Below are 24,266 nucleotides of genomic sequence, written 5' to 3'. Positions count from 1 at the left end.
GCGGGGTGGTTTAATCTCTTTTAATTAATGTTTAGGATCGTTGCTTTCCATATTCTCTAATAATATACTCTTCCAAACCCATAATTACAAAATCCATTTGTTTCATGACATCATCAACCGTAATCCGATATATTTTTAATCCTAATGAAATTAAATATTCTTCTCTCAATTTATCATAAACTTGTTTATCATCGTGACTACAGCCATCAATTTCTATTACTAAACCAAGCCGCTTGATATAAAAATCAACGATGTAATTTCCGATTATACGCTGCCTGTCGAAATCTATTTTATGAAATCGCTTTTTAGTTACCTGCATCCAAAATAAGACTTCTGGTAAATTTCCTGCTTGCCGAAGTGCTTTTGCTCTCTCTTTTAATCGGGGTTGATAAGGTAAATCAGTAATAGGTATTGCGGTTAAAGTTGTGCCATTTACTACAATTTCATTTTGCAAATTCTTTTTTAACACCCCGTCCTGCGGACACCCCTCTGAAAGAGGGGAATGCTGGGTGCCTAAACCGGCAGGGGTGTTAGTTTTCTTTTGCATTTTAGTTAGGTTATTCCCCCCCCTTTGGAGGGGTGCCCGCAGGGCGGGGTGGTCATTAGTTTATTGTAACGATGCGGTGGTTAGCCATTGTTACACCTAATCACTTATCTTACCCTAACTTACAACAATTTAAAATTTTCCCGAAATCATGATATCAACATTCCAACCCATTTACGGTTTTTTCTTCTTCTTTTTATTGAGTGTTTTATGACTGATCCTTGCCGGGCGTTCGGCCATTTCGATGGGCAGGCCAAGCAAATCGCGGATGACCACAGATGCGCATGCACCGCCAAATGCCGCAGGAAGGTAAGAAACTGTACCATAAGCAGAACGTTTGAAATTACTTCCATCAGTCATGATCATGGAGTTTTTATCCATTTCTTCTGTGGAGAAAACAGCTTTGATTTTACTTGCATTTTCAAGCTTATTCAACCTTTTACGCACGTAACTGGCAAATACGCATTGATAAGTATCAGGAAGAAGTGTAATTCTCAATCTCGTCGGATCCATTTTACCCCCTGCACCCATTGAACTTACAATTGGAATATTTTTTTCAAGGGCGGTAGATAGCAATGTGATTTTTGGCATTACACTATCAATGCAATCCATAATATAATCGAATTTTGATTCTAAAATTTCCCTGCACTTTTCGGGTGTAAGAAAGGTATTTACCACATGAAGTTTTAATTCAGGATTAATAGCCAGTAAACGTTCCTGCATAATTGCCGCTTTACTTACACCATGATTGGTTGCCAGGGCTGGCAGTTGCCTGTTCCGGTTGGTTGGATCGACCACGTCGCCATCAACAATAGTCATTTCGCCAATGCCAGAACGACAGATAAATTCGGCAGCAAAAGAACCTACGCCGCCTAAACCAATTACCAAAACGTGTTTTGATTGGAGTTTATCTATTCCATCATTTCCTACAAGGAGGGCAGAGCGCGAAAGCCAGCTAACATCAGACATATTTTCGTGTATTTGACTGCATTATTCTTCGACAGGCTCAGAATGACAAGTCTATATTAAATTCAAATTTTTACAGTCAGCAAAAATACGAGCTTTAAGTTCATCCACTGTACATTTTTTTAAAATGGCTGCAGTTTGATAAATTTCTTTAATCGAAATATCAGCATCATCAGTTTCTAAGAAAAATTGATCAGTACTTTGAATCAGCTTAGCTGCGCTAGAATTTTCCTTTAAGGCTGCAATTCCGAAAGAAAGAAGGAATCCTTTATCTAATAGCTGTTGACCAAGCTGTTCGTTTTTGTTAAAACCGTGGATAATCATCGGTACTTTAACTTTTAATCGTTCTTTAATGGCAATTAACTCCGAAAAGCATTTAACACAATGTAAAATCAGGGGTTTATTGATTTTTTCTGCCAGCTCGATCTGTTTTTCCAGAATAATGAGCTGGTTTTCCAGTTTTTCACCCCTAAGCCGGTCTAAACCACACTCACCAATCTGTTTTACATTTGTTTGATTGGCCACAACACTTAGGTATTTCATTTGCAGTTCGAGCTGATCAATTTTAGCAAACCAGGGATGCAGCCCAACCGAAATTGGTTTGGTTTTAGGCATTGCTAAAAAGATATCGCTGGTTAACGACAAACTTTGAATGCTGATTACTCCAGGTTGGGTGGCAACTTTGTGGGTATGTATGTCTAGGAAATCCATTGCGAGGTAAAGATAATGTTTTGGTGGGGAAGGAGGTTTAGTCGTGGTGTTAGATATTTCTATCTGACACTTTAAAAAATAATTTTGAATCAATGGAGTTGCTACCTTTTACTGTTAATTTAGTAGTTTGTCAGATGGTAACATCTGACAGCACAGAAAATGACCAATGTTTACGCTCTGTAAAGAATTTGCTAAATAATCTATAACATTACTAGACTTTATTACATTTGCTATTATTATTCTAAAAAATCATGAAAAGATTACTCATTTTATTAACTGCTGTGTTGATTTCGACTGCAGCTTTTAGTCAGGCGAAAAAAGAAGGTGTTCATATCTATAATCCACAGGCCGATGCTAAAGCAGAAATTGCCTCTGCGGTTGCAAAAGCGGCTAAGGAAAATAAGCATGTTTTATTGCAGGTTGGCGGTAACTGGTGCAGCTGGTGTATCGCATTCCATAACCTGGTTGACAGCACCGCTACATTGAAAAAATACATCAACGATAATTTTGAAACCGTTTTGGTTAATTACAGTCCTGAGAATAAAAACGAAAGTGTGTTGGCGAGCTTAGGATATCCTCAACGTTTTGGTTTCCCGGTATTTTTAATTTTAGACGGCAAAGGAAAAGTATTACACATTGAAAATTCATCTTATTTAGAAACGGATGAAGTTGCTGCCAATGGTAAAAAGAAAGTTGGACACGACGTTAAAAAAATTACTTCATTTTTAAAAGGCTGGACCACCACTGCTGTAAATCCTGAAACTTATAAAGCGAAAGCTAAATAAGGTATAGGGCGGAAGGTTTAAGGCATAAGGTAAAACGAGGCAGCTTAAAGAAATAAAAAAAGCCGTTCGGATGTAAATCGGAACGGCTTTCTTGTTAATCGTCTAGTTCATCTTCGTCTGTCTCATCATCGAGGTTTAGCTCATAAGAGGCTCTTGAAGCTTCATCGGCTTGTTCCAGCAAATCTTTATCATGTTCAATACTGGTATCGTCGCCACTAATTTCATTGATATTTTCTACGTCGTCTTCTCTGCGCAAAGCATCGTTCGGATCATTTGAATAATTGTCATCTTCTGGATCTATCATAACATTGAGGTTTTATCATTAGATAATCATTTTGAAGGCGAAATTGTTTTAAGAAAAAGCTGAAAGGCAAAAGTTCAAAGACTAAAGCTGAAAGACTTATGACGTAATATTCAGTTCTTCTTGGTAAAGGATTCTTCGCTGCGCTCAGAATGACAATACTAATTCTTTGTGTCTTCGTGCCTTTGTGGTGAACAATTAAAACCCTTCCCCAAATTTATAAAACGGAGCCACACTAACCGGTAATTTACCTGTTGGTACTAATCTGTTATTGATCACAGCTGCTGCAGAAATCTGCATAAAATCTTCTCTCTGATAAGCTACAACCAAACCTTTGCTGTTTTCTAAACCCGATAAGCCAGCCAGGTTATACGGATTGGCAAACAAAGCAAAGACCGCATTTTTGGCCGATAATTCTTTGATAAAGTTTTTTACACCAGCATTTAGAGGAATGTTATTTGCTGGTCTCGATCGGTTATCGTGAATACCCACAATCACCTGATCAAATGCACCGATTTCGCGGGCAATGTTCGAAATCTGTGTGGCGCTAGCATCTTTATCCAACACATAATAAACAGAGTTGTAATAGCCTTTAGAAACTTCTTTCTGGAAAGTGGTAACCGAAGGTACGCCAATGCTGATTATGGCTGTTCTTCTGATTGGAATAAGGCGCTTGATATAATCTTTACCTTTTAACAAGGTTACTGATGCATTGGCGAGTTCTTGTACCAAAGCATTGCTCGAGTTGCGGTTTACACCTGCAACAACACCCTGCGTTACAATCGTATCGCGTTTAGCTAAACCAGCCCAATATTTTGCAGTTAAGATCTTACGTACGCTTTGGTCAATTTCGGCCATGCTCACGCGATCTTGCCTTACGGCTTTACGAACCAGTTTAATGGCCCTGTCGCTGTTTTCTGAAAGTTCTATAATATCGTTTCCGGCTATAATACCCATTAAATCAGCTTCACCATCTTTGAAATATTTTACAACGCCTTTCATGTCCATTGCATCAGAAATGATTAAACCTTTGAAGCCTAATTTCTGCTTTAAAATGCCAGTTACGATGGGTTTGGATAGGGTAGAAGGTAAGTTTGGTGTGGCATCTAAGGAAGGAATGTTCATGTGGGCAATCATTACCCCGGAAGCACCTTGTTTAATCAGCTCTTTAAAAGGATACATTTCTAACGTATCCAAGCGTGTAGCCGAAAAAGTCAATTGAGGCAGATCAAAGTGCGAGTCTACATCGGTATCACCATGGCCAGGGAAATGTTTCAATGTGGTTAATAAACCGCCATCCTGCATACCTTTCATATAAGCGGCAACCTTAGTAGCTACATTGTATTTATTTTCGCCAAAAGAACGGTAATTGATTACGGGATTTTTTGGGTTGTTATTGATATCGGCGTCAGGGGCTAAATTCATCTGCATACCCATACGCTTGTAATCTTTAGCCACTTCAAGGCCCATTTTGTACAATAATTCTTTGTTTTGAATGGCGCCCAAAGTCATTTGATAAGGATACGAAATGGTACTATCCAAACGCATACCCAAACCCCATTCACCATCGTTTGCCACAATTAAAGGTACCCTGCTCAGTTTTTGATAGGCATTAGTCGCTAAAACCTGCCTGCCCGGACCGCCCTGGAAAAAGATTACCCCGCCCAATTGCTCTTTTTTAATCACCTGACCAACTGAATCGGTGTATTTTTTACCCAGATTGGTGTGCGCCCGCACAAAAAATAGCTGTGCAATACGCTCCCGGCGGTTAAGTCTGTTAAAAACCGAATCCACCCATTTCGGTTGGTTGGCCAGTAATTCTAAATAGGTTTTTTGTTGTGCACTTACAGAAAATGCAGTGCCGCAGAGGGCAATCAGTATAAATAAATTTCTTCTCACGTGTTTTGTTGTATCAGCTGCTAAATTAATCATCTAAAGGCTAATTAAACAAAAACCAATCCAAGTAATCGATTTAATACAATTTGTTGTAAGCCTGTTGATTTATGGCGGCAAAGTTAGATGCTATTTGTACATCCCTTTACCCTCTATGAAGTCGATTACTTTATCAGGAAGGAAAAACTGTACATTTTTTTTCTCTTTAATGGCCCTGCGGATAAAGGTTGAGGATATTTCCATTAAAGGAGTACTGGTAAAAGTAATTGCAGGATGGTTGTCCCATTCGCTTACATCTGCACCCGGGCGTGGATACACGTAAATATGGTAGTTTTTTAACAGCACCGCGTAGTTTTTCCATTTTTTAAATGAAACAAGGTTATCAGCGCCCATGATCAGTACAAATTCCTTTTCCGGGTATTTTTCTTGGAGATAAGTTAAAGTATCAATAGTATACGAAGGCTGTGGCAACGCAAATTCAATATCACTCACGCGAATATGCTCTGCATTTTCTGTAGCTAACTTTGCCATTTCCAAACGATCGTACATATTGGTTAAACCACTTTTATCTTTCAACGGATTGTGTGGAGAAACTACCAGCCATACTTCATCAAGTTTGGTATGATTAGCCATATAATTGGCAATAATTAAATGTCCGGTATGGATGGGGTTATACGAACCGAAGAAAAGACCAGTTTTCATGTTTACGGTTTTCAATATTATTGATCGTCACTGCGAGGCTGGATTGAGGGAGCCGAAGCAATCTATTTTGCGAAAAAGATTGCTTCATCCTATGCTCTTTTCCCATCGCTACTGTTCACAATGACGGATTTATTTATATTATTAATTTACCAAAGTGTTTTAGTTTTATAAAAGCTAAAGTTTTGATCTTTTGTTAAAATAGTTAAATTTTCTGAGATGCCTTGAGCAATTAAAATCCGATCAAATGGATCACGATGATGAAAATCTAATTCATTCAGCTTAGTAATATGATCGAATGAAATTGGCAATATTTCTATTTGATTCTGATCCAAAAAGTCTAAAATTCTATTGAAATCTGCATTTAAAGAAAGCTTATTTAGTTTGCATTTTATCGCAATTTCCCAAATACTGGCAATACTAATAAAACATTGATTTTTTAGATTTTTGATTTCATCAATTATCTTATTTGGCAAAGATGAATCTCCATTTATAAACCAAATAAATGTATGCGTATCTAACAGAAACTGCATTACATATAATCTTTAAAGTCTTCTAATGGTTCATCAAAATCGGCAGACATTTTAAAGAAATCTTTGGCATAGCCAAATTGTCTTTCTTTCAGTTTTTTACCGGCTTTCGATTTTTTCTTTAGGGATGAGACAAAATCAGACACTTGCTTCTTCAGGTCTGAAGGCAATGAAGATATTTGGCTATATAATTGAATATCAGTCATCAATCAAATATAAAGATTTCTGCACGCTTAAGAAAACTATTTCTTCAAAAAATCCCCCACCAATTTTTCTGCTTCTGCGCAAGCTGTAGCCAGATCGTAATTTTTTAAGATCACATCAAACTTATCCGCATAAAGCAATTCTTTCTCCGCTTTGATAAAACGCTCCTGTAATTTTTCTGCGCTATCTGTTCCGCGGCCGCTTAAACGTTCTTTCAGTACCTCTAAAGATGGTGGCTGTACAAAAATGGCAAGTGCGTCCTCTTCGTATTTTCTTTTTAAACGGATACCGCCTTCTACATCAATATCGAAAATAACATGTTTACCATCATTCCAGATGCGTTCGATCTCTGAACGTAAAGTGCCATAAAAAGTTCCGTTATAAACCTCTTCAAATTCCACAAATTCCTGACGGGCAACTTTGTGTAAAAATTCTTCCTTACTAATAAAATAGTAATCGTTTTCATGTGTTTCAGCGCCTCTCAATTCGCGGGTTGTTGCAGAAATGGAAAAGCTTAGCTCAGGAAATTTCGTTAATAAATGATGTACTATAGTGGTTTTACCTGCTCCTGATGGTGCCGAAAATATGATTAATTTGCCTTGCATGCTTTTTAAAAGTTTTGCGATTGGCGTATGGCGTTAAGCGCTTATCGCTATCCGCCTAACGCTACAACACATTCAGTAACTGTTCTTTTATCTTTTCTAATTCTTCTTTCATACCCACAACAAACTGTTGCATCTGGGCATCATTTGCTTTTGCTCCCATGGTATTAATTTCCCGGCCAATTTCCTGCGAGATGAAACCCATTTTTTTACCATTTGCCTCTTTGCTTGCCAAAGTTTGCAAGAAATAATCGCAGTGGCTTTTCAAACGTGTTTTTTCTTCCGTAATGTCTATTTTATCAATGTAATAGATCAATTCCTGCTCAAAACGGTTCTGATCGATGTTTACTTTACCCACAGCATCATCCAAAAATTGGGTAAATTTATCGCGGATAGCCGAAATCCTTTTAGGTTCCAGCTCCTCAACAGATTTAAAATAAGAAAGGATGTTTTTAATCCTCAGTTCCAAATCAGCCTTTAAAACTGAACCTTCGTCTTCCCTAAATTTATTGAAATTGGCCAAGGCCGAGGTAAAAATCTGGAATAAATGATTCCACTCATCCTCACTCACACTTTCTTCCTTATAACTGATTACATCAGGGAAGGTTAATGCCGTTTGCAATAAGTTGCTGCTCTCAGCGCCTAATTCGTTATTAACGGCAATAAGTTGTTTGTAGTAGTGGCTTAACAATGCGGTATTAATGGTAGCACCTGTAACTTCACCATTGGTACGTTCTACATTGATGCTTAAACTTACCTTTCCGCGTTCGATGTCTTTGCTGCAGATGTTGCGCAAGATCAGTTCTTTATCAGAAAAAGCTTTAGGATATTTTAAATTCAGCTCAAGGAATTTACTGTTGAGCGATTTGATTTCGACACTATACTTTGCATTTGCATAATCGGCTGTTGCTAAGCCGTATCCTGTCATGGATTTTATCATGTGCAAAGATAGGGTTTTAAGCGGAAAGGAGAAATAATATTGTACGGGGGGGCTAAAATTGAAAAGATGGGAATAGTGTTCTTGACATTTTGAAAACGAATGTTCTCAATTCTTCGGGAACTGTAGCCCCGCTTTAAGCTTTACTACGTTACACTCCGTGCCCGCTACAATCGGGTTTATGTACAAAGTGGGCAGCTTTTGGCTTGGGTCTGATCCCCACAGCGTGCATACCGAAGTGTTTAAACCTGATGGGAGTGAGCATCCCCGATTTTTCATCGGGATAAAACGGACAGCAGGACAGGTTTAGCCAAAAGTGCCGGAGCCCTCATTTCCTGATAATAAATGAGGCTACTTTTCCAATATGCTCAAAATAGCTTTAAAAGTTTTGCTTTCAATTCTTCCAGATCCTGTGCTACTAAACCCTTCACCTCGATTGCTTCGCCAAATACTGTTTTAATCAATCCGGGCTTCAATAATGATGGATCTGTTCTTGGGAAATGTGCTCGGCTGTTCAATATCGCAAAAGGTAAAATAGGTGTTTGTGTCTCTATCGCCAAACGGAATGCACCATCATAAAATGGATTTAAAGGCAGCTGAGATTTGTTCATCGTGCCTTCAGGAAAAATCAAAATTGATTGACCATCAGCCAGATCTTTACGCAGTTCGGCTACCGAATGGTCGCGGCTTTCCCTGCTGCTGCGGTCAATCATCACCACCAAACGTTTGTAAATCCATCCAAATACCGGAATTTTAAGCATTTCTATCTTCCCAAGCGGACTAAAAGCCTGTGGAATGCAGATTACAATGGCTACAGCATCTAAAAAAGAACTGTGATTGCCCACATAAATATACGATCTCGTGGTATCGATCTTTGCTCCTCCTGCCGAAAACCACAGGAAAGTTAACAGGCTAAAACCCCATGCCCAGCATTTTAAAAAATAGAAAGAGATTTTTCTTCCGGTTTTCTCGTTAAAAATACCCATACTGATAATGATAAAAGGGCAAACTACGAGCATGAGCAGAAAGAACACCACTGCCGAATACAGTAAATAAAATCCGCCCAATAGTTTTCTCATGGGGATTAACGTTTCTTTAACAGTTTGCAAGGTTAACAAATGTTAATTTTACAAAAAATATCTTATAGATATGAAAGCATTTTTGATCATGTTATCACTTTCATTGCTATTGTTCATTTTACCTGAAAAAACGCTCGCTCAAATTACATTAGCAAAAGGAGTTATTTTAGAAAAAGGAACTCAGATTCGTATTGCATTGGCTGTAGTAACCAATATTAATAATAAACAGGCGGTAGGAAGTAACGATATGGGGTTCTTTCAGGTTAAAGCCAAACCCGGCGATACCCTATTGATTACCAAAAGGCATTTCGATAATATTTATGTGATTGTGCCTGGCAATCAGGATTTGGTTATTAACCTGGTTAGGGCCGATATGCTGCTTGATGATGTAACAATTAAGGCGGAAAACAAACAACAAAACCTATCAGCTGTTAGGTTAGAACACCGTAAGAAAACTTATTTTTATGGTAAAAAGAGAAACCCGCTTTATTATGTGCGTTACCCGTTGGCCGCAATAACGGAGCTGTTTAGCGCAGAACGGAAAAATGCAAAACGTTTTGACCGTTATTATGATAACGAGACAAAAGAGTTGGAAATAGACAGGTTTTTCAATGTCAGCCTGGTTAAAAATAACACCAGTTTAACTGGAAAGCAAATGAGTAAGTTTATGTTGGATTATAGGCCAAAGCATAAACAGATTAAAAACTGGAATACCTATGATGCCGCTGATTACATCAAAAAATCGGCAAAACAGTATTTAGATACTTTAAACACCTCATTATAATAAAATGAAACCTTTAAAAGCTATTCTGTTTCTCATCATCTTAATGCAAGGCTTAAAAATTAAAGCTCAGGATTTTGTATTGAAAGGTGTGGTGATAGAAAAAGGTTCTAATGTGCGTGTTGCTTTAGCTGGGATAACCAATTTACGGAGTAAAATGGGCGCCACCAGTAATGATATCGGGATGTTTCAGCTAAAAGCCAGGATTGGTGATACTTTGTTGATTACAAAGAAAAATTTAACCGATCAGAAATTGGTGATCAATACCGATGATGATCTGGTGGTATATTTGCAGAGAGGGAGTACCATGCTTGAAGAGGTGACGGTTAAAGGCCAGACTAAAAAGCAGGAGATGGAAAGTGTTAAGCGCGACTTTAAAAGAAATGGATCATTTTTTGAAGGTAAACCTCCATTAATTTTACTAAATCCCTTCGGTGGTAGTCCGTTAACGTTTTTCTACGAATTATTTGGGAAAACACCAACCAGGGCACGTAACTTTAACCGTTATTACAAAAAGGAATTAGGCCTAATGGAAGTGGATAAATTCTTCAATAAAAGCCTGGTTTCAAATAATACCACATTAAAAGGGAAAGACCTCGACAAATTTTTGCTTGATTATTACCCAACCCGCAGCATGGTGAGTAACTGGAACAATTACGATGCTGTTAAATACATCAGGGAATCGGCCAAACAATATACCGATACCCTGAAGCACACAAATTAGCTACACAATGAAAAATTTAAAATTTGCCATCATACTTTTCCTTCTTACTTCACTTGGCTTTATCGCAAAGGCACAAGAATTTATTATCAGAGGTGTGGTTATCGAAAAGGGCTCAAATATCAGGATTGCCTTATCAGAAATTACCAACTTACGTACCGGAATTGGCGTTGGCAGTAACGATATCGGTATGTTCCAGCTTAAAGCTAAAATTGGTGATACACTTTTAGTTATTAAGCGCGACCTGATCGATCAGCGTGTGGTAGTGAACAGCGAAAAAGATCTCGTAATTTACCTGGTTAGGGGAAGCACCACTTTAGCAGATGTAACAATTGTAGGAAATACAAAAAAGCAGGACCTTGACGATATTAAACGTGAGTTTAAAAATAAGGGGGTATATAATGGTGGTAAAACGACGGTTTTGTCGGCTATATTTAGTCCGTTAAACGCATTATATAATTTATTTGGTACCGATCCAAAAAACGCCCGAAGATTTGGCCGATATGCCGATAATGAGATCAAACAATCGCAGATCGATGTATATTTCAATCAGAGCATCATTAAAAACAATACCGAATTAAGGGGCGATACTCTAGAAAAATACATGCTAAACTGTCGCCCGGAATTTGACAAGGCCCAATATTGGAACAGCTACGATTACATTAAATACATCAAAGAATCTTCGAAGAAGTTCACCGATACGCTGGGGAAAGGGAAGTAGATTTAGTCGGGAGTCCTTAGTCCGTAGGCTTGAGTCTGTTTGGAGTTGAGAGTTTTGGTCGCAGATTCTAAAGTCCGAAGTCCAGGGTCGGAGGTCTGAAGTTTTAAATCATATCGACAATTAATCGAATTTCCTAACAATCCTAACTATCAAGCAATTCTGAATTAACAATTTTTTCAGTTAACCGATTAACCAGTTTGAACAATTAACCAATGAATAATTCATTTAGCGGTAATTTTAACGCACCTGTACAATTAACCGATTAACCAGTTTAAACAATTAACCCAATACCCCCAATAAACAAATGACTATTGAACCAATGAACCTATATACTCAACGCTTCACAAGCTTTCTCCGCCGCTAATTTCTCTGCATTTTTCTTGTTGTAATCTCTTCCAGTACCAACTTTTTCGCCTTCTACTACGGCACTGATGGTAAATAGTTTAGCGCTTTCGCCCTCGCCATTTTCTGCCAGTTCGAACATTACATCCTTACCATGGCGCTGGCACCATTCAATCAGTTTACTTTTGAAATTGGTTTCAGTAAGTTCTAAAGTGTGAATATCGATGTGCGGTTTTACAATTCTGCGTAATAAAAACTCTTTGGTAAAGTTATAGCCCTTATCCATGTAAATGGCGCCTACTATAGCTTCAAAAGCATCGCCCAGCATCGAATTGTGCTTAGTTTGTATACTCACCGAACGCTGATCGAACTGTATAAGCTTATCGAAACCAATTTTCTTTGCCAATTGGTTTAAATTAGCCCTGTTTACAATCTTAGACCGCATTTCAGTCAAAAAACCTTCTTCTTTGTATGGATAATGTTTAAAAAGCAGCTCGGCTATTACCGAGCCCAGAACAGCATCCCCAAGAAACTCTAAACGTTCGTTACTGCTTCTGCTTCCGTTTTTTAAAACTTTTGCCACAGAACGGTGCCTGAACGCCATTTTATAAAGCGTAACATTGCCAGGAACAAAGCCTAAGATATTTTTCAGCTTTTTAACAAACTCCTTTTCGGGAGAAAGATAAAGTTTATATAATTTTAAGATCGGCATTAAATAAATAACACAATTAACGGCTAATTAGCATATTTAACTAAGTTATCTATTTTTAATTAGCATACAAATTATATAGCAGCGCTGTTTTAAATTAATCTTCGTATTTCTTGAAAATCACAGAAGCGTTGTGGCCTCCAAAACCGAATGTATTACTTAAAGCAGCCCTAACGGTACGTTTTTGCGCTTTGTTAAAAGTAAAATTCAATTTAGGGTCAAATGCAGGATCATCTGTAAAGTGATTAATTGTTGGTGGAACAATATCATTTTTAACAGAAAGGATTGCTGCAATAGCTTCAATAGCCCCGGCTGCACCTAAAAGGTGACCCGTCATTGATTTGGTTGAACTGATGTTTAAACGATAAGCATCTTCACCAAACAATGTACCAATGGCCTTGGTTTCACTAATATCACCCAATGGGGTAGAAGTACCATGAACATTGATATAATCTATATCAGCAGTTGTTAAACCAGCATCTTTTAGTGCATTGGTCATTACCATTCTGGCACCCAAACCTTCAGGATGTGGCGCCGTGATGTGATTAGCATCGGCACTCATTCCACCGCCAACAAGTTCTGCATAAATTTTTGCACCCCTTGCCTTTGCATGTTCAAGTTCTTCTAAAATAATGGTTCCCGCACCTTCACCGGCCACAAATCCATCACGGTCTTTATCAAAAGGACGCGATGCCGTTGCCGGATCATCGTTACGTGTTGATAATGCATGCATGGCGTTAAAACCACCCATACCTGCTTCGTTAATGATCGCTTCAGAACCTCCGCTGATAATTACATCTGCCATACCCAAACGGATATAGTTAAATGCATCAATCATGGCATTGGTAGAAGAAGCACATGCCGAAACAGTTGCAAAATTCGGCCCACGTAAGCCATATTTGATCGAGATATGCCCTGGAGCAATATCTACAATCATTTTAGGAATAAAAAATGGATTGTACCTTGGCGTACCATCTCCTTTGGCGAAATTTGAAATTTCATCCAGGAAAGTTTTTAATCCACCTATGCCCGCACCCCAGATTACACCGATCCGGTTGGTATCTAATTTTTCAAAATCAAAACCACCGTCCTTCACCGCTTCCTCTGTTGATACAAGAGCATATTGTACAAACGGATCTAATTTACGGGCTTCTTTTTTATCCAAAAAGTCTTCTGGATTAAAGTTTTTTACCTCGCAAGCGAATTTAGTTTTAAACTTTTCAGTGTTAAAACCCTTAATAGGAGCAGCGCCACTCACCCCGTTAGTCAATCCTTCCCAAAAATCGGGAACATTATTGCCTATAGGAGTGAGCGCACCCAACCCTGTTACTACTACTCTTTTTAATTCCATTTATACTGAAAAAGCGTAATTCTATTTAACGTTTTTTTCCAAATAAGCAATCGCCTGGCCAACTGTACCGATGGTTTCAGCCTGATCATCAGGAATAGCTACATTGAATTCTTTTTCAAATTCCATAATCAACTCTACGGTATCTAAAGAATCTGCACCTAAATCGTTGGTGAATGAAGCCTCTGGCGTAACTTCGCTTTCGTCAACACCTAGTTTTTCTACGATAATAGCCTTAACTCTTGAAGCAATATCAGACATAATTTTATAATTTAATGGTTAAATAATTCTGTGCAAAGAAAAATAAATTCTTACAATTTTCAAATGTTTTTATTTCGATACGTAATTTTGGTATCTCAATAACACAGCGAATATAGAATTAGTTTTTTAATTTCGTTCTGTAAATAATTTATTTCGCTTTGAATAAGACTTACCTAAAACTTACCTTAGACCTTGATTTTATACTAATTGCGATCACAGCACCCCTAAAAGACTATGTGCTTTGCCACAAAATTAATACCCGGTTAAACACACAATTTGAAAAAATAGAGGATCACGAAATATTTTTTAATATTGATGAGCCGGCCTGGAGTTTCTCTAAATATTACTTTTTTGTAGAGCAGGGTGAGGTAGAATACTACTTAATCTGCAACAAAAGCAGCGATGGTTTCCTGATTCCGGAGATGAATAAAGTAGATTTTTTTATTATCATTAAAGAATTTATTGATAAGGAAGATCTTGATTATCTGATTAATGGCTTGAATAAACTGCCTGATATACAGGTAGCTGCAAAAATAGATCCGACTAAGTTAAAGAACAGGGAGAATTTGGTAATATAAAAATTATATACTTGGTGTATTAAATACACTATATTTGACGGTTACAAACGAAGAACAAAAGAACAAAATATATAAAATTTAATGCAGTTTGATTATTTTAGATAATAATTAGTGCTTTCTTAAACTGCATTGCTAAAAATCAATTAAATTAAATGAAACCTTTTCATTCGAGAACTAAAATTGTTGCCACGCTTGGGCCCGCATCAGCAAAACCAGAGGTATTATATAGTATGTTTAATGCTGGGTTGGATGTTTGCCGACTAAACTTTTCACACGGATCGCAGGCAGATCACCAGGCTGTTTTGGACACCATCCGCGATTTAAACAAAAAATACGATTATAATGTAGGTATTCTTGCCGATTTACAGGGGCCTAAAATCCGTATCGGTTTGGTAAAAGAAGGTGGTATTAACCTGATCAACGGCAAAACTACCGTAATTACAACCAATGAATGTATTGGTAACGAAGAGCGTATTTACATCACTTACCAGAATTTCCCTCAGGATGTTCAGGCCGGAGAAATTATCCTTTTGGATGATGGAAAACTTCAGATGAAAGTTTTATCTACCAATTTAAAGGATGAGGTAGTTTGCGAAATCGTTCACGGTGGTATTTTAACTTCGAGAAAAGGTGTAAACCTTCCAAATACTAAGGTTTCTATCCCTTCTTTAACTCCGGAAGACCGTGAGAATTTAGAATTTGTTTTAGAAAATGATGTAGAATGGATTGGTTTATCTTTTGTACGTAAGGCTGAAGATATTATCGAACTTAAAAAAATTATTGCAGAACGTGGCAAAACTGCACGCGTAATTGCAAAAATTGAAAAACCAGAAGCCATTGCAAATATCGATGAGATTATTGCGGTAACTGACGGTATTATGGTTGCCCGTGGCGATTTGGGTGTTGAATGCCCGATGGAAGAAGTACCATTGTTACAGAAAATGATTGTTGCTAAATGTAGGGCAGCTTCTAAACCTGTAATCGTAGCAACGCAGATGTTAGAGAGCATGATTACTACCCCACGTCCAACACGTGCTGAGGTGAATGATGTTGCAAACTCTGTTTTGGATGGTGCTGATGCGGTAATGTTAAGTGGTGAAACTTCAGTAGGAGAATTTCCATTGATCGTAATCGAAACGATGCAAAAAATTATCCAGAACATTGAGCAGAACAACTATCCTTTCAATCCTGATAAGTTTTTAAAACCAAAATCGGCATCTTTCTTAAGCGATGCGATTTGCGATTCGGCTTGTTTCTTAGCTAAACAAACAAACGCTGTGGGTATTGTATCGATGACTTTAAGCGGTTATACTGCTTTTGAAATTTCGAGTCACCGTCCGGAAGCTTTAACTTTCATTTTTACCAGCAACAGGGCTTTACTAAATGCAGTAAGTTTACTTTGGGGCGTTAGAGGTTTTTACTACGATAAGTGGGAAAGTACCGATAATACCATCATTGAGGTGAATGAGTTCTTAAAAAGCAAAAAACTGGTTAAACAAGGTGATATTGTAATCAATACTGCTGCTATTCCAATCGAAGCAAAAGGTAAAACCAATATGTTAAAAATTACAGTTATAGATTAATTTCTAGACATTCAAATATTTAGAGAGGTTGGTCGCTTTTAAGTGATCAACCTCTTTTTTTTGGCATAAACTGTTAAAATATGCCATTATCGAATTAATTTGCATGTTATTACCATAAAAAATAATTTGTGAAATTTCACTTACTAATTTATCTGATTTGCTTTTAAGGAATTTAAACTTTAGGTTTAATTAATTATCCCAATTAAAAAATAAATCCTATGAAAAAATTATTTCTAATTGCCTGTTTATGTTCAACAAGCTTGATTAATGTAAGTACTAGTTTTGCGATTCCAGCAAGCATTATAAAGAAAAGGACTCCTTTGTCATTTGTATATGGAGATGGAACATACATTTATAATGTATTTTTCGATTCAAGTAGTACTTCATTAAGTAATGTAACGATGGAAGATGGCTTTACGGTTTTAGCTTTCTTAAACACCGATATTACCTATAACGCATCAACAGGTAGGTATACTGTTAAGGGGTTTAAAGTGAGATTTACAGATGGATCAACCACCCGTGAAGTCCAGATTGATAATATGGAATTATTGGATTTGTAATTTAATACATAAATTAATAAAAGTAGTTGATTTTTAACCTCGACTACTTTTATTGTTGTTTGGAAAATATAAACCGAAACATCCTGCTGTTTTTAATTAAATATTTATATTCGCAATCCAATCGGAGAGGTGTCAGAGTGGTCGATCGAGCACGCTTGGAAAGCGTGTGTACTGCAAGGTACCGCGGGTTCGAATCCCGCTCTCTCCGCTTTAAAACCCTTTTTAGCTAAAGAAGCCTCCCTAAATAATATTTTTGGGTCTTTAAAGGAACTATCCCTCAACCGGACTTCGAAAATTTCTACAAAAAAATCTATAATTAATTTTTAGGAAGAACCAACATTCTTTGGAACCCCCAATAGAAAATTAACTTTGATTTACCAATATTTTTTCGGTTAGTATATTAACCCGTATTAAGATTAAGCAAGCTTTTTTCGCAACCACCTGCGAACCGGCTCATCGTACCATTTCAATGCGGCATAGGCCAAAACGATTCCACCTATTAAAATGAGTAACGCGTAGGGCCAGGCCTGTACAATCGTTACGTCTTTATGGTTGCTGATCCAGGCAACGTAAAAATAGACCAAGGGATAGTGTACCAGGTAAAGCGGATAAGATATATCGCCTAAAAATTTGCATATCCTGTTCTCTTTTTGAGTTTGTATTACACCACTCGCGCCAAGGTAAACGATAAGCGGGAAAACGATAATGATGCAAACAGATTCATAAATCCCGTTCATCCAGAGATGTTCTGCGCCACCAATGCGCGGCATATAGAGTACAATAGCGACTAAAAGGCTACACCATAAAAAGGCATTTTTAATTCGGGTTGGCTTCGCAATGCGTGAAAGTAATAAACCGGCAAAGAAGGGGTACATGGTACGGATTAGCCCAATGCGTACCTGTTCCACATTCAGCGTCCAGCCACCACTCACATCGCCGTTTGTAATTGCCAGGTGTGCGAGCGCGATAGCAGCAATAACAACCAAAATACTTAATGCCGTTTTGGAAAATTTCCTGATCCAGATGGCATACAATATGTTTGCAATGTATTCAAAAAACAATGACCATCCTACGCTATTCAGGGGATGCATCTCTTCCCAGCCACGTATATCAAGCGATAATGGTACTGGAAGGATTGTATAACCGATTAGCATCACCAGTAGCATTTTCCAGATAGGAATAGTATGGATGAGCGGCCATATGGTAGAATCTGTAAAGTAGAATCCGATAGCGCCGAGGGTCATTCCTAAAACCACCATGGGCTGAAGTCGTTCGATACGGCGTTTAAAAAAATTGCCAACTGTCATTTTATTCCACCTGTCGTCATAAGCGTAGCCCATTACAAAGCCCGACAATAAAAAGAAGAAGTCTACAGCCAGGTAACCGTGGTTAACCAGGATATCCAGGTGCCCGGTTCCTAACGGTTCAGTAAGGTGAAAGGTTACAACGATTATGGCTGCGATACCGCGGAGGCCGTCTAATATGGGATAGTGTGGCTTGGTGGCCAGCTCATTATTCAGGTCAGTTCTCATCTAAGGTTGTAAAATTGCAATTTTAGCTAATAATCAATTATCAGGTTGAATTTTAATTGTAGAAAGATAACTGCCAGAAAATTTCCCTGTCTGATTTGATTCAACAAAAATGTCAAAATAAACTGTTTTGTTAACGCTTATTTTGACAAAAATGTAGTTACAAGAAATGTTTTGACCTCTAATTAAACGACTGCCTAAATTCCCCTGGTGAGAAATGTGTCTTCGTTTTAAAGAATTTGCTGAACGATTGCGGGTGCTCAAAACCCAATTGGTAAGCAATTTCACTTACCGATAAATTGCCAGCTGATAATTTCTCTTTTGCTTTTTCAATTAGTTTTTCATGAATAATCTGCTGTGTATTTTGTCCGGTTAAGGCCCTGAGCATATCGCTTAAATAACGTGGTGAAAGATTGGCTTCGGCCGCAAGATATTCTACTGTAGGCAATCCGTTAACCAAAGATTTTTCATCAGCAAAATAGGCATCTAACAAATATTCTATTTTCGTTAATACATCATTATTAACCACTTTTCTGGTAATAAACTGGCGTTTATAAAAACGGTTGCTATAATTGAGCAGCACTTCGATATAAGAAACCAATACATCCTGACTGATTTCATCAATAGAAGTATTTAGCTCATCATTAATATTATCGAATAGCCCTAAAATAATTTTCTTTTCCTTTTCAGATAGAAATAAAGCTTCATTGGTTTCGTAAGAGAAAAAACCATATTTTTTTATCGTTGTGCCCAGCGGATGGTTCCGGATCAGATCGGGGTGGAACAAAAGTGTAGCCCCATAATATTTCGCCTCATTATCTGTAGAAATCAACTGATTAGGCGAGGTAAACATCATGCCTCCTTCATTAAAATCATAATAGCCCTGTCCGTAACCCATTCGGCCAGTTGTTGAATATTTATAAGAAATTTTATAAAAATTAAGAAAAAACGGCCGGTCTAACATTTCCGTATTGGTGGCTATCAGCGAATTATCAACCAGGCTGATTAAGGGGTGCACTGGTTTGGGCACTTGCAACAGTGCATGCAGTTCGGAGATAGATGAAATTCGTAGAGGGGCTTTCTTTTCCATAGTATAAAAATACAAATATTAGGGCAACGCAAATTATTTTGTCTGCATTGCCCGTTTATCATTATTTACCTAAAAAGACTTTGGCAAGCTCCGTTCTGAAAGTTTCATCACCTTGTGCCAACCGTTGTGCATATAAAGCTTTAGCATCTTCACCGGCTACGTAACGCAGCTTGGTTTTACCATCTGTAGCTGCTTCGTATACCACTTCGGCAATTTGCTCTGCAGAAGATGCAGTTTCCATCATATCGCCAAAACCCGCCATCATCGATTGTACTAAAGGATCGTAATCTTCGTTGCTTGCCAGTTCTAAAGAACGGCCTGAAAAATCAGTTGCAATTCCGCCTGGCGATACGGTTTTAATATTTACCCCAAAGGTATTCAGCTCAAAGGCCATGCTTTCGCTCCAGCCTTCCAATGCCCATTTCGTAGCATGATAAGTAGAGCCTAAAGGAAAAGCAATTAATCCGCCGATAGAAGTCGTAGAAATGAAGAGCCCATCTTTTTTTGCCCTGAAATAAGGAATAAAAGCTTGTGTAACGCGGATTACGCCCAATAAGTTGGTGTTGAGCTGTTTCACAATCTGATCATCGTTAAGGGCTTCTAACGGACCAATTAAACCATAACCCGCATTATTGAACACTACATCAACCCCCTGTGCAATCGCCTCTTTAGTAGTTGATTGAATTTGAGCTAAATCTGTTACATCTAATGGCAATACGGTAACGTCGCTTAAAGCGGTTAATTCTGTTTCTTTTTCTGGGTTACGCATGGTGGCGATAACTTTCCAGCCCCTATTTTGAAATAATTTGGCAGCAGCTTTTCCTAAACCTGTAGAAGCTCCTGTAATAAAAATTGTCTTTTGCATTTTCGATTGTTTTAAATTGACAATACAAAGTTGCAGCAGTGCACAATTTCTGACGTAGCCAAATTGAGTTTGCTTGTAGCATAAATGACGGACGGCTGGATTTTATCGACCCTTAAGACTAAATCAATTTTCAGAATTAGGGGTCTGTTTTGAAGAAATCTGGAGTTAATTATTATCTGTTTGTTGTAAGGATAACGTAGATACGGCTACCCTTATTGCGATTGGAAAAATATAGTTTAAAAACGTTGTTTTCATATTTCTTACCTTATACTTTTGGGCTTTCTTCTTCCTGAAATCATTATTTAAAGTGTTGATATACAGTGTGATTTTTTTGCTGTTATCAGGGGGAGCGAAATTTCTACCAGATAAAAAAAGAGAAACATATGAGTAATTACGTAATTGGTTTTCAGGGAATCGACAGTTCAGATCTTTTAACTGTAGGGGGAAAAGGTGCCAACCTGGGCGAACTATCAAAAATTGAAGGCATAGCTGTGCCAGATGGCTTTTGCATAACAACCGAAGCTTATAAAAAGATCACTGAAAGCAATAAGGAGCTTAAAAACTTATTGGATGAACTGGCAGGGCTTAAGGCGGAGAATCTGAATATAATTAGCAAAATCAGCAGAAAAATCAGGACTATTATCGAAAATGTACCGATTTCTAAGGGTATAACTGATGAAATTGAAGCTTACCTTAAAAGATTTAATAAAAATGATGCCTTTGCTGTACGATCAAGTGCTACTGCTGAAGATTTGCCTGTAGCATCATTTGCAGGTCAGCAAGATACTTATTTGAATATTATCGGTAAACAGGCTATTTTTATGCATATCAGCAAGTGCTGGGCATCTTTGTTTACAGATCGTGCCATCATTTACCGCATCCAAAATGGTTTTGATCATCATAAAGTCCAGCTTTGTGTTGTAATACAGAAAATGGTTCTTGCTGAAACAGCCGGAATTATGTTTACTGCCGATCCCATTACAGGCAACCGGAAAGTTTTATCTATCGATGCCAGTTTTGGATTAGGCGAGGCCATGGTTTCGGGTTTGGTAAATGCAGATAATTATCAGGTTTGTGGTGGCAAGATTACCGATAAAAAGATATCGACAAAGAAAATTGCCATTTGTTCCCTAAAAGATGGCGGTACAGCATCACAGGAGCTTTCACCGGAGCAGCAGAATAAACAAGCACTTACAGATGAACAGATTTTACAGCTTGAAAAGTTGGGTAGAAAGATTGAAGTGCATTTCGGCAACCCCCAGGACATCGAATGGTGCTGGATAGATGATACCTTTTATATCGTTCAGAGCAGGCCAGTTACTACCTTATATCCAGTACCTGAGGCAGACGATAAGGAGAAGCATGTTTATATCTCTGTTGGTCACCAGCAAATGATGACCGATCCGATGAAACCCCTTGGGCTATCTTTGTGGCAATTAAGAGCAGCCAGGCCCATGTTTAAAGCCGGTGGGCGATTATTTGTAGATGTAATGGATAGCCTGGTTACGCCTACAGGCAGAAAAAACTTACTGGAAGCCATGGGGCAGCACGATCCGTTGATCAAAGATGCATTGATTACCATAACCGAGCGGGCAGACTTTATAAAATCGCTGCCGGATGATGGAGAAAGCCCTTTGATTGTTAAAAGTACCAAAGGTTTATCTTCTGCTGATATTTTAGCGCAGATGGGAAATGACCCTGCAATTGTTTCTGAGCTGATCAAAAATAGCGAAGCATCGATAGAAATATTAAAACAAAATATCCAAACCAAATCGGGACCGGAGCTATTTGATTTTATTCTGGAAGACATTGAGCTATCGAAAAAGATGACATTTGATTCGAAACATATCAGTGTAATTATAGCTGCAATGAACGCCGCATCCTGGATCAATGAAAAGATGGGCGAATGGCTGGATGAAAAAAACGTAGCAGATGTACTTTCTCAATCCGTATCGAATAATATCACTTCCGAAATGGGTTTGGCATTGTTGGACGTGGCAGATGCGATCCGCCCTTATCCTGAAGTCATCAATTATTTACAAGAAGTTAAAAACGATCATTTTTTGGATCAACTGCTTCATTTTCAAGGTGGAATAATAGTTAAAAGTGCTATTGATGGCTATCTAAACAAATATGGGATGAGGTGTGCGGGCGAAATTGATATTACAAACACACGTTGGAGCGAAAAGCCGTCTATATTGATTCCGATCATCCTCAGTAATATCAAAAACTTTGAACCAAATGCCGGAAAGCTGAAATTTGATCAGGGAAGATCGCAGGCTTTGAAAAAAGAAAATGAACTATTGGATAGGCTCGCGCTTTTACCAGAAGGGGAGCGAAAAATCAAGGAAACAAAAGAGATGATCAGCCTGCTCCGCAATTTTGCCGGTTATCGCGAATATCCAAAATACGGAATCGTTAGCCGTTTTTATGTTTATAAGGAAGCCTTGATAAAAGAGGCTGAAAAACTATTAGAAGCCAGGGTAATTGATGAAAAAGAAGCAATTTATTACCTCACATTTGATGAATTAAAGGAAGTTGTAGGGACCCATAAACTGAATGAAAAGCTTATTGCTCAGCGCAAAGAAGAACATCGGTTGTTTGAAAAGCTTAATCCGCCGCGTGTAATCACTTCCGATGGAGAAATTGTATCAGGTAGATACAAATATGAAAATCTTCCAAAAGGCGCTATTGTAGGTTTAGCCGTTTCTACTGGCGTGATAGAGGGACGGGCACGAGTAATTTTAAATATAGAAGATGCTGATCTCGAAGATGGAGATATATTGGTAACCACCTTTACCGACCCAAGTTGGACCCCATTGTTTGTATCTATTAAAGGACTGATTACCGAAGTTGGTGGCCTGATGACCCATGGAGCCGTTATTGCACGTGAATATGGCTTGCCGGCAGTTGTTGGTGTAGAAAATGCAACCAGACTGATCAAAGATGGGCAACGGATAAGGGTTAATGGAACAGAAGGATATATAGAGATGATTTAATACTCAACTAACAAAAAAGCGCTGTCAAGCACTTTTTTGTTAGAACCCAGCTATTTTTTAGTTGAAATAAATGTTTGCAACACAACCGAAATCATGACAAAGGCTAAACCTATATAGAAAGAAAGATTTAATTCCTTACCCTCGTTAAAGAATATAAAAGCCAGTATGATTGCGTAAACCGGCTCGAGATTAAAGCTTAGGTTTACCGTAAAAGCAGGTATGCGTTTTAACGATTCGGCAAATAAAACATACAGGCCAACAGTACAAAAAGAAGCCAGTAAAATGAGGTAGCCCGTATCTTTCAGGCTCGGTATGATGGTTTCTACAGGGAAAAAGTGCAGGTAAACAGGAAGTAAAATTCCTAAACCTATTGTTCCACCAAGCATCTGATAATAATTGATGAGTCTGCTGTCGTAAACTTTAACCAGCCTTTCATTGTAAATGGTATAAAGGGCGGCAAATGCCGACGATATCACGCCTAAACCAATCCCCAATTGATAAGATGAATCAAAATGGAAAATCAGCGCAATGCCGAATAAAGTGAGCAGACTTAATAAAATTTCCGATAAATTAAATTTATTCCGGTTAATCAGCGGAGCAAAAATTGCCGTGAAAAAGCTGGTCAAACAATAGCACACTACACCCACAGAAATATTCGAATACTTAATGCTGGCATAAAAAAATACCCAATGGACGGTGATAAACATCCCGATTTTCGAAATGTCAAATTTTTCTTTCCATTTAATATCTGTTGTTACCTTAAATAGTTTTAGAACCAGTAATAAAATAATAGCGGAGAAAAAGACCCTGTACCAAACTAAAAGTCCTTCGTTTAAAGATATAAGCTTTCCGAAGATGCCCGTAAAGCCTGCAAGTATTACAGCGAAATGTAATACCAAATATGATTTTTTCATAAAGAGTTATCTGT

The 24,266-nt window shown here is 38.0% G+C and carries 26 protein-coding genes and 1 tRNA gene; 9 read left to right on the top strand and 18 right to left on the bottom strand.

Translation table 11 applies throughout. The features are described from left to right. Positions 1–31: 31 nt before the first annotated feature. The 3 genes from U859_RS0121565 to U859_RS0121555 all read right to left on the bottom strand — a co-directional run bounded on the left by U859_RS0121565 (position 32) and on the right by U859_RS0121555 (position 2,221). Complete coding sequence (locus tag U859_RS0121565) at positions 32–547, bottom strand: endonuclease domain-containing protein (protein ID WP_025145368.1); 516 nt, start codon at positions 545–547, stop codon at positions 32–34. A 171-nt stretch (positions 548–718) separates the two neighbouring features. Continuing rightward, a complete protein-coding gene (locus tag U859_RS0121560; protein ID WP_025145367.1) occupies positions 719–1,513 on the bottom strand; it encodes a ThiF family adenylyltransferase in 795 nt (264 codons plus the stop codon). A gap of 51 nt (positions 1,514–1,564) precedes the next feature. Beyond that, a complete protein-coding gene (locus tag U859_RS0121555) occupies positions 1,565–2,221 on the bottom strand; it encodes a TatD family hydrolase (protein ID WP_025145366.1) in 657 nt (218 codons plus the stop codon). Positions 2,222–2,472: 251 nt separating this feature from the next. Between U859_RS0121555 and U859_RS0121550 the strand changes: the two genes are divergently transcribed. Beyond that, positions 2,473–3,006 (top strand): thioredoxin family protein, encoded by a 534-nt coding sequence (locus U859_RS0121550; protein WP_025145365.1) that lies wholly within the window; start codon positions 2,473–2,475, stop codon positions 3,004–3,006. Positions 3,007–3,100: 94 nt separating this feature from the next. Here the strand turns inward: U859_RS0121550 and U859_RS0121545 are convergent, their stop codons facing one another. The 8 genes from U859_RS0121545 to U859_RS0121510 form a co-directional block, all read right to left on the bottom strand. Next, complete coding sequence (locus U859_RS0121545) at positions 3,101–3,310, bottom strand: hypothetical protein (RefSeq protein ID WP_025145364.1); 210 nt, start codon at positions 3,308–3,310, stop codon at positions 3,101–3,103. A gap of 195 nt (positions 3,311–3,505) precedes the next feature. Beyond that, on the bottom strand, positions 3,506–5,239 hold the full coding sequence (locus tag U859_RS0121540) for a glycoside hydrolase family 3 protein (RefSeq protein WP_051584750.1): 1,734 nt from the start codon (positions 5,237–5,239) through the stop codon (positions 3,506–3,508). A gap of 90 nt (positions 5,240–5,329) precedes the next feature. Further along, positions 5,330–5,902, bottom strand: coding sequence for a nicotinate (nicotinamide) nucleotide adenylyltransferase (nadD, locus tag U859_RS0121535; RefSeq protein WP_025145362.1), 573 nt, complete (start codon positions 5,900–5,902; stop codon positions 5,330–5,332). A gap of 146 nt (positions 5,903–6,048) precedes the next feature. Then, positions 6,049–6,432, bottom strand: a complete 384-nt coding sequence (locus U859_RS0121530) for a type II toxin-antitoxin system VapC family toxin (RefSeq protein ID WP_025145361.1) — start codon at positions 6,430–6,432, stop codon at positions 6,049–6,051. Next, the gene (locus U859_RS0121525; protein ID WP_025145360.1) at positions 6,432–6,635 is read right to left on the bottom strand and encodes a DUF2281 domain-containing protein; all 204 of its coding nucleotides are present in this window, start codon (positions 6,633–6,635) and stop codon (positions 6,432–6,434) included. Before U859_RS0121525 ends, U859_RS0121530 begins: the two co-directional genes overlap by 1 nt. A gap of 36 nt (positions 6,636–6,671) precedes the next feature. Next, on the bottom strand, positions 6,672–7,238 hold the full coding sequence (gmk, locus tag U859_RS0121520) for a guanylate kinase (RefSeq protein ID WP_025145359.1): 567 nt from the start codon (positions 7,236–7,238) through the stop codon (positions 6,672–6,674). 61 nt (positions 7,239–7,299) lie between these two features. Then, positions 7,300–8,163: a YicC/YloC family endoribonuclease gene (locus U859_RS0121515; protein ID WP_025145358.1), complete on the bottom strand. Its 864-nt coding sequence runs from the start codon at positions 8,161–8,163 to the stop codon at positions 7,300–7,302. Between the two features lie 377 nt (positions 8,164–8,540). Further along, positions 8,541–9,251 carry a lysophospholipid acyltransferase family protein gene (locus U859_RS0121510; RefSeq protein WP_025145357.1) on the bottom strand — a complete coding sequence of 237 codons (711 nt, stop codon included), beginning with the start codon at positions 9,249–9,251 and terminating at the stop codon, positions 8,541–8,543. Positions 9,252–9,321: 70 nt separating this feature from the next. Here U859_RS0121510 and U859_RS0121505 point away from each other — a divergent pair, with 70 nt between their 5' ends. From U859_RS0121505 to U859_RS0121495, 3 genes are read left to right on the top strand one after another with little or no spacing between them, the layout of a single operon-like run. Further along, positions 9,322–10,035 carry a hypothetical protein gene (locus U859_RS0121505; RefSeq protein ID WP_025145356.1) on the top strand — a complete coding sequence of 238 codons (714 nt, stop codon included), beginning with the start codon at positions 9,322–9,324 and terminating at the stop codon, positions 10,033–10,035. Between the two features lie 4 nt (positions 10,036–10,039). Continuing rightward, entirely contained in the window at positions 10,040–10,756 is a 717-nt protein-coding gene (locus U859_RS0121500) for a hypothetical protein (RefSeq protein WP_025145355.1), read from the top strand. Positions 10,757–10,763: 7 nt separating this feature from the next. Further along, on the top strand, positions 10,764–11,474 hold the full coding sequence (locus tag U859_RS0121495; RefSeq protein ID WP_025145354.1) for a hypothetical protein: 711 nt from the start codon (positions 10,764–10,766) through the stop codon (positions 11,472–11,474). 325 nt (positions 11,475–11,799) lie between these two features. On the opposite strand, the gene rnc is transcribed toward U859_RS0121495, so the two are convergent. From rnc to U859_RS0121480, 3 genes are all read right to left on the bottom strand, one after another. Continuing rightward, positions 11,800–12,528, bottom strand: a complete 729-nt coding sequence (gene rnc, locus U859_RS0121490) for a ribonuclease III (protein WP_025145353.1) — start codon at positions 12,526–12,528, stop codon at positions 11,800–11,802. A 94-nt stretch (positions 12,529–12,622) separates the two neighbouring features. Beyond that, positions 12,623–13,876, bottom strand: a complete 1,254-nt coding sequence (gene fabF, locus U859_RS0121485; RefSeq protein ID WP_025145352.1) for a beta-ketoacyl-ACP synthase II — start codon at positions 13,874–13,876, stop codon at positions 12,623–12,625. A 21-nt stretch (positions 13,877–13,897) separates the two neighbouring features. Next, positions 13,898–14,134 (bottom strand): acyl carrier protein, encoded by a 237-nt coding sequence (locus U859_RS0121480; protein ID WP_008508386.1) that lies wholly within the window; start codon positions 14,132–14,134, stop codon positions 13,898–13,900. Between the two features lie 158 nt (positions 14,135–14,292). On the opposite strand from U859_RS0121480, the gene U859_RS0121475 reads away from it, so the two are divergent. The 4 genes from U859_RS0121475 (at position 14,293) to U859_RS0121460 (ending at position 17,063) form a co-directional block, all read left to right on the top strand. Further along, positions 14,293–14,712, top strand: coding sequence for an IPExxxVDY family protein (locus tag U859_RS0121475; RefSeq protein ID WP_025145351.1), 420 nt, complete (start codon positions 14,293–14,295; stop codon positions 14,710–14,712). 152 nt (positions 14,713–14,864) lie between these two features. Next, entirely contained in the window at positions 14,865–16,295 is a 1,431-nt protein-coding gene (gene pyk / locus U859_RS0121470) for a pyruvate kinase (protein ID WP_025145350.1), read from the top strand. A 218-nt stretch (positions 16,296–16,513) separates the two neighbouring features. Further along, on the top strand, positions 16,514–16,855 hold the full coding sequence (locus U859_RS0121465; RefSeq protein ID WP_025145349.1) for a hypothetical protein: 342 nt from the start codon (positions 16,514–16,516) through the stop codon (positions 16,853–16,855). A gap of 123 nt (positions 16,856–16,978) precedes the next feature. Further along, positions 16,979–17,063: transfer RNA gene (locus U859_RS0121460), tRNA-Ser, on the top strand. Between the two features lie 208 nt (positions 17,064–17,271). Here U859_RS0121460 and U859_RS0121455 read toward each other — a convergent pair. The 3 genes from U859_RS0121455 to U859_RS0121445 form a co-directional block, all read right to left on the bottom strand. Continuing rightward, the gene (locus U859_RS0121455) at positions 17,272–18,387 is read right to left on the bottom strand and encodes an acyltransferase family protein (RefSeq protein ID WP_025145348.1); all 1,116 of its coding nucleotides are present in this window, start codon (positions 18,385–18,387) and stop codon (positions 17,272–17,274) included. Positions 18,388–18,565: 178 nt separating this feature from the next. Continuing rightward, complete coding sequence (locus U859_RS0121450) at positions 18,566–19,474, bottom strand: helix-turn-helix domain-containing protein (protein ID WP_025145347.1); 909 nt, start codon at positions 19,472–19,474, stop codon at positions 18,566–18,568. Between the two features lie 61 nt (positions 19,475–19,535). Further along, positions 19,536–20,339, bottom strand: coding sequence for an SDR family oxidoreductase (locus U859_RS0121445; RefSeq protein WP_025145346.1), 804 nt, complete (start codon positions 20,337–20,339; stop codon positions 19,536–19,538). Positions 20,340–20,722: 383 nt separating this feature from the next. Between U859_RS0121445 and ppsA the strand changes: the two genes are divergently transcribed. Further along, positions 20,723–23,338, top strand: a complete 2,616-nt coding sequence (gene ppsA / locus U859_RS0121440) for a phosphoenolpyruvate synthase (RefSeq protein ID WP_025145345.1) — start codon at positions 20,723–20,725, stop codon at positions 23,336–23,338. 50 nt (positions 23,339–23,388) lie between these two features. Here ppsA and U859_RS0121435 read toward each other — a convergent pair whose 3' ends face one another. Continuing rightward, the gene (locus U859_RS0121435) at positions 23,389–24,252 is read right to left on the bottom strand and encodes a DMT family transporter (protein WP_025145344.1); all 864 of its coding nucleotides are present in this window, start codon (positions 24,250–24,252) and stop codon (positions 23,389–23,391) included. Between the last annotated feature and the right edge of the window lie 14 nt (positions 24,253–24,266).

Origin of the sequence: Pedobacter jeongneungensis (assembly GCF_000633455.1) — a bacterium.
Classification (GTDB): Bacteria; Bacteroidota; Bacteroidia; order Sphingobacteriales; family Sphingobacteriaceae; genus Pedobacter; species Pedobacter jeongneungensis_A.
The sequence above is the reverse complement of the archived record's forward strand: the minus strand, read 5'-3'. Positions and strand labels throughout refer to the sequence as shown.

Coding starts and splice junctions, on each gene's coding strand:
- ppsA (WP_025145345.1), top strand. CDS start 20,723: ATGAGTAATTACGTAATTGGTTTTCAGGGAATCGACAGTTCAGATCTT.
- U859_RS0121480 (WP_008508386.1), bottom strand. CDS start 14,134: ATGTCTGATATTGCTTCAAGAGTTAAGGCTATTATCGTAGAAAAACTA.
- U859_RS0121545 (WP_025145364.1), bottom strand. CDS start 3,310: ATGATAGATCCAGAAGATGACAATTATTCAAATGATCCGAACGATGCT.
- U859_RS0121495 (WP_025145354.1), top strand. CDS start 10,764: ATGAAAAATTTAAAATTTGCCATCATACTTTTCCTTCTTACTTCACTT.
- U859_RS0121435 (WP_025145344.1), bottom strand. CDS start 24,252: ATGAAAAAATCATATTTGGTATTACATTTCGCTGTAATACTTGCAGGC.
- rnc (WP_025145353.1), bottom strand. CDS start 12,528: ATGCCGATCTTAAAATTATATAAACTTTATCTTTCTCCCGAAAAGGAG.
- U859_RS0121515 (WP_025145358.1), bottom strand. CDS start 8,163: ATGACAGGATACGGCTTAGCAACAGCCGATTATGCAAATGCAAAGTAT.
- U859_RS0121540 (WP_051584750.1), bottom strand. CDS start 5,239: ATGATTAATTTAGCAGCTGATACAACAAAACACGTGAGAAGAAATTTA.
- U859_RS0121445 (WP_025145346.1), bottom strand. CDS start 20,339: ATGCAAAAGACAATTTTTATTACAGGAGCTTCTACAGGTTTAGGAAAA.
- U859_RS0121455 (WP_025145348.1), bottom strand. CDS start 18,387: ATGAGAACTGACCTGAATAATGAGCTGGCCACCAAGCCACACTATCCC.
- U859_RS0121530 (WP_025145361.1), bottom strand. CDS start 6,432: ATGCAGTTTCTGTTAGATACGCATACATTTATTTGGTTTATAAATGGA.
- U859_RS0121505 (WP_025145356.1), top strand. CDS start 9,322: ATGAAAGCATTTTTGATCATGTTATCACTTTCATTGCTATTGTTCATT.
- nadD (WP_025145362.1), bottom strand. CDS start 5,902: ATGAAAACTGGTCTTTTCTTCGGTTCGTATAACCCCATCCATACCGGA.
- U859_RS0121510 (WP_025145357.1), bottom strand. CDS start 9,251: ATGAGAAAACTATTGGGCGGATTTTATTTACTGTATTCGGCAGTGGTG.
- pyk (WP_025145350.1), top strand. CDS start 14,865: ATGAAACCTTTTCATTCGAGAACTAAAATTGTTGCCACGCTTGGGCCC.
- U859_RS0121555 (WP_025145366.1), bottom strand. CDS start 2,221: ATGGATTTCCTAGACATACATACCCACAAAGTTGCCACCCAACCTGGA.
- U859_RS0121550 (WP_025145365.1), top strand. CDS start 2,473: ATGAAAAGATTACTCATTTTATTAACTGCTGTGTTGATTTCGACTGCA.
- U859_RS0121560 (WP_025145367.1), bottom strand. CDS start 1,513: ATGTCTGATGTTAGCTGGCTTTCGCGCTCTGCCCTCCTTGTAGGAAAT.
- gmk (WP_025145359.1), bottom strand. CDS start 7,238: ATGCAAGGCAAATTAATCATATTTTCGGCACCATCAGGAGCAGGTAAA.
- fabF (WP_025145352.1), bottom strand. CDS start 13,876: ATGGAATTAAAAAGAGTAGTAGTAACAGGGTTGGGTGCGCTCACTCCT.
- U859_RS0121525 (WP_025145360.1), bottom strand. CDS start 6,635: ATGACTGATATTCAATTATATAGCCAAATATCTTCATTGCCTTCAGAC.
- U859_RS0121450 (WP_025145347.1), bottom strand. CDS start 19,474: ATGGAAAAGAAAGCCCCTCTACGAATTTCATCTATCTCCGAACTGCAT.
- U859_RS0121465 (WP_025145349.1), top strand. CDS start 16,514: ATGAAAAAATTATTTCTAATTGCCTGTTTATGTTCAACAAGCTTGATT.
- U859_RS0121565 (WP_025145368.1), bottom strand. CDS start 547: ATGCAAAAGAAAACTAACACCCCTGCCGGTTTAGGCACCCAGCATTCC.
- U859_RS0121500 (WP_025145355.1), top strand. CDS start 10,040: ATGAAACCTTTAAAAGCTATTCTGTTTCTCATCATCTTAATGCAAGGC.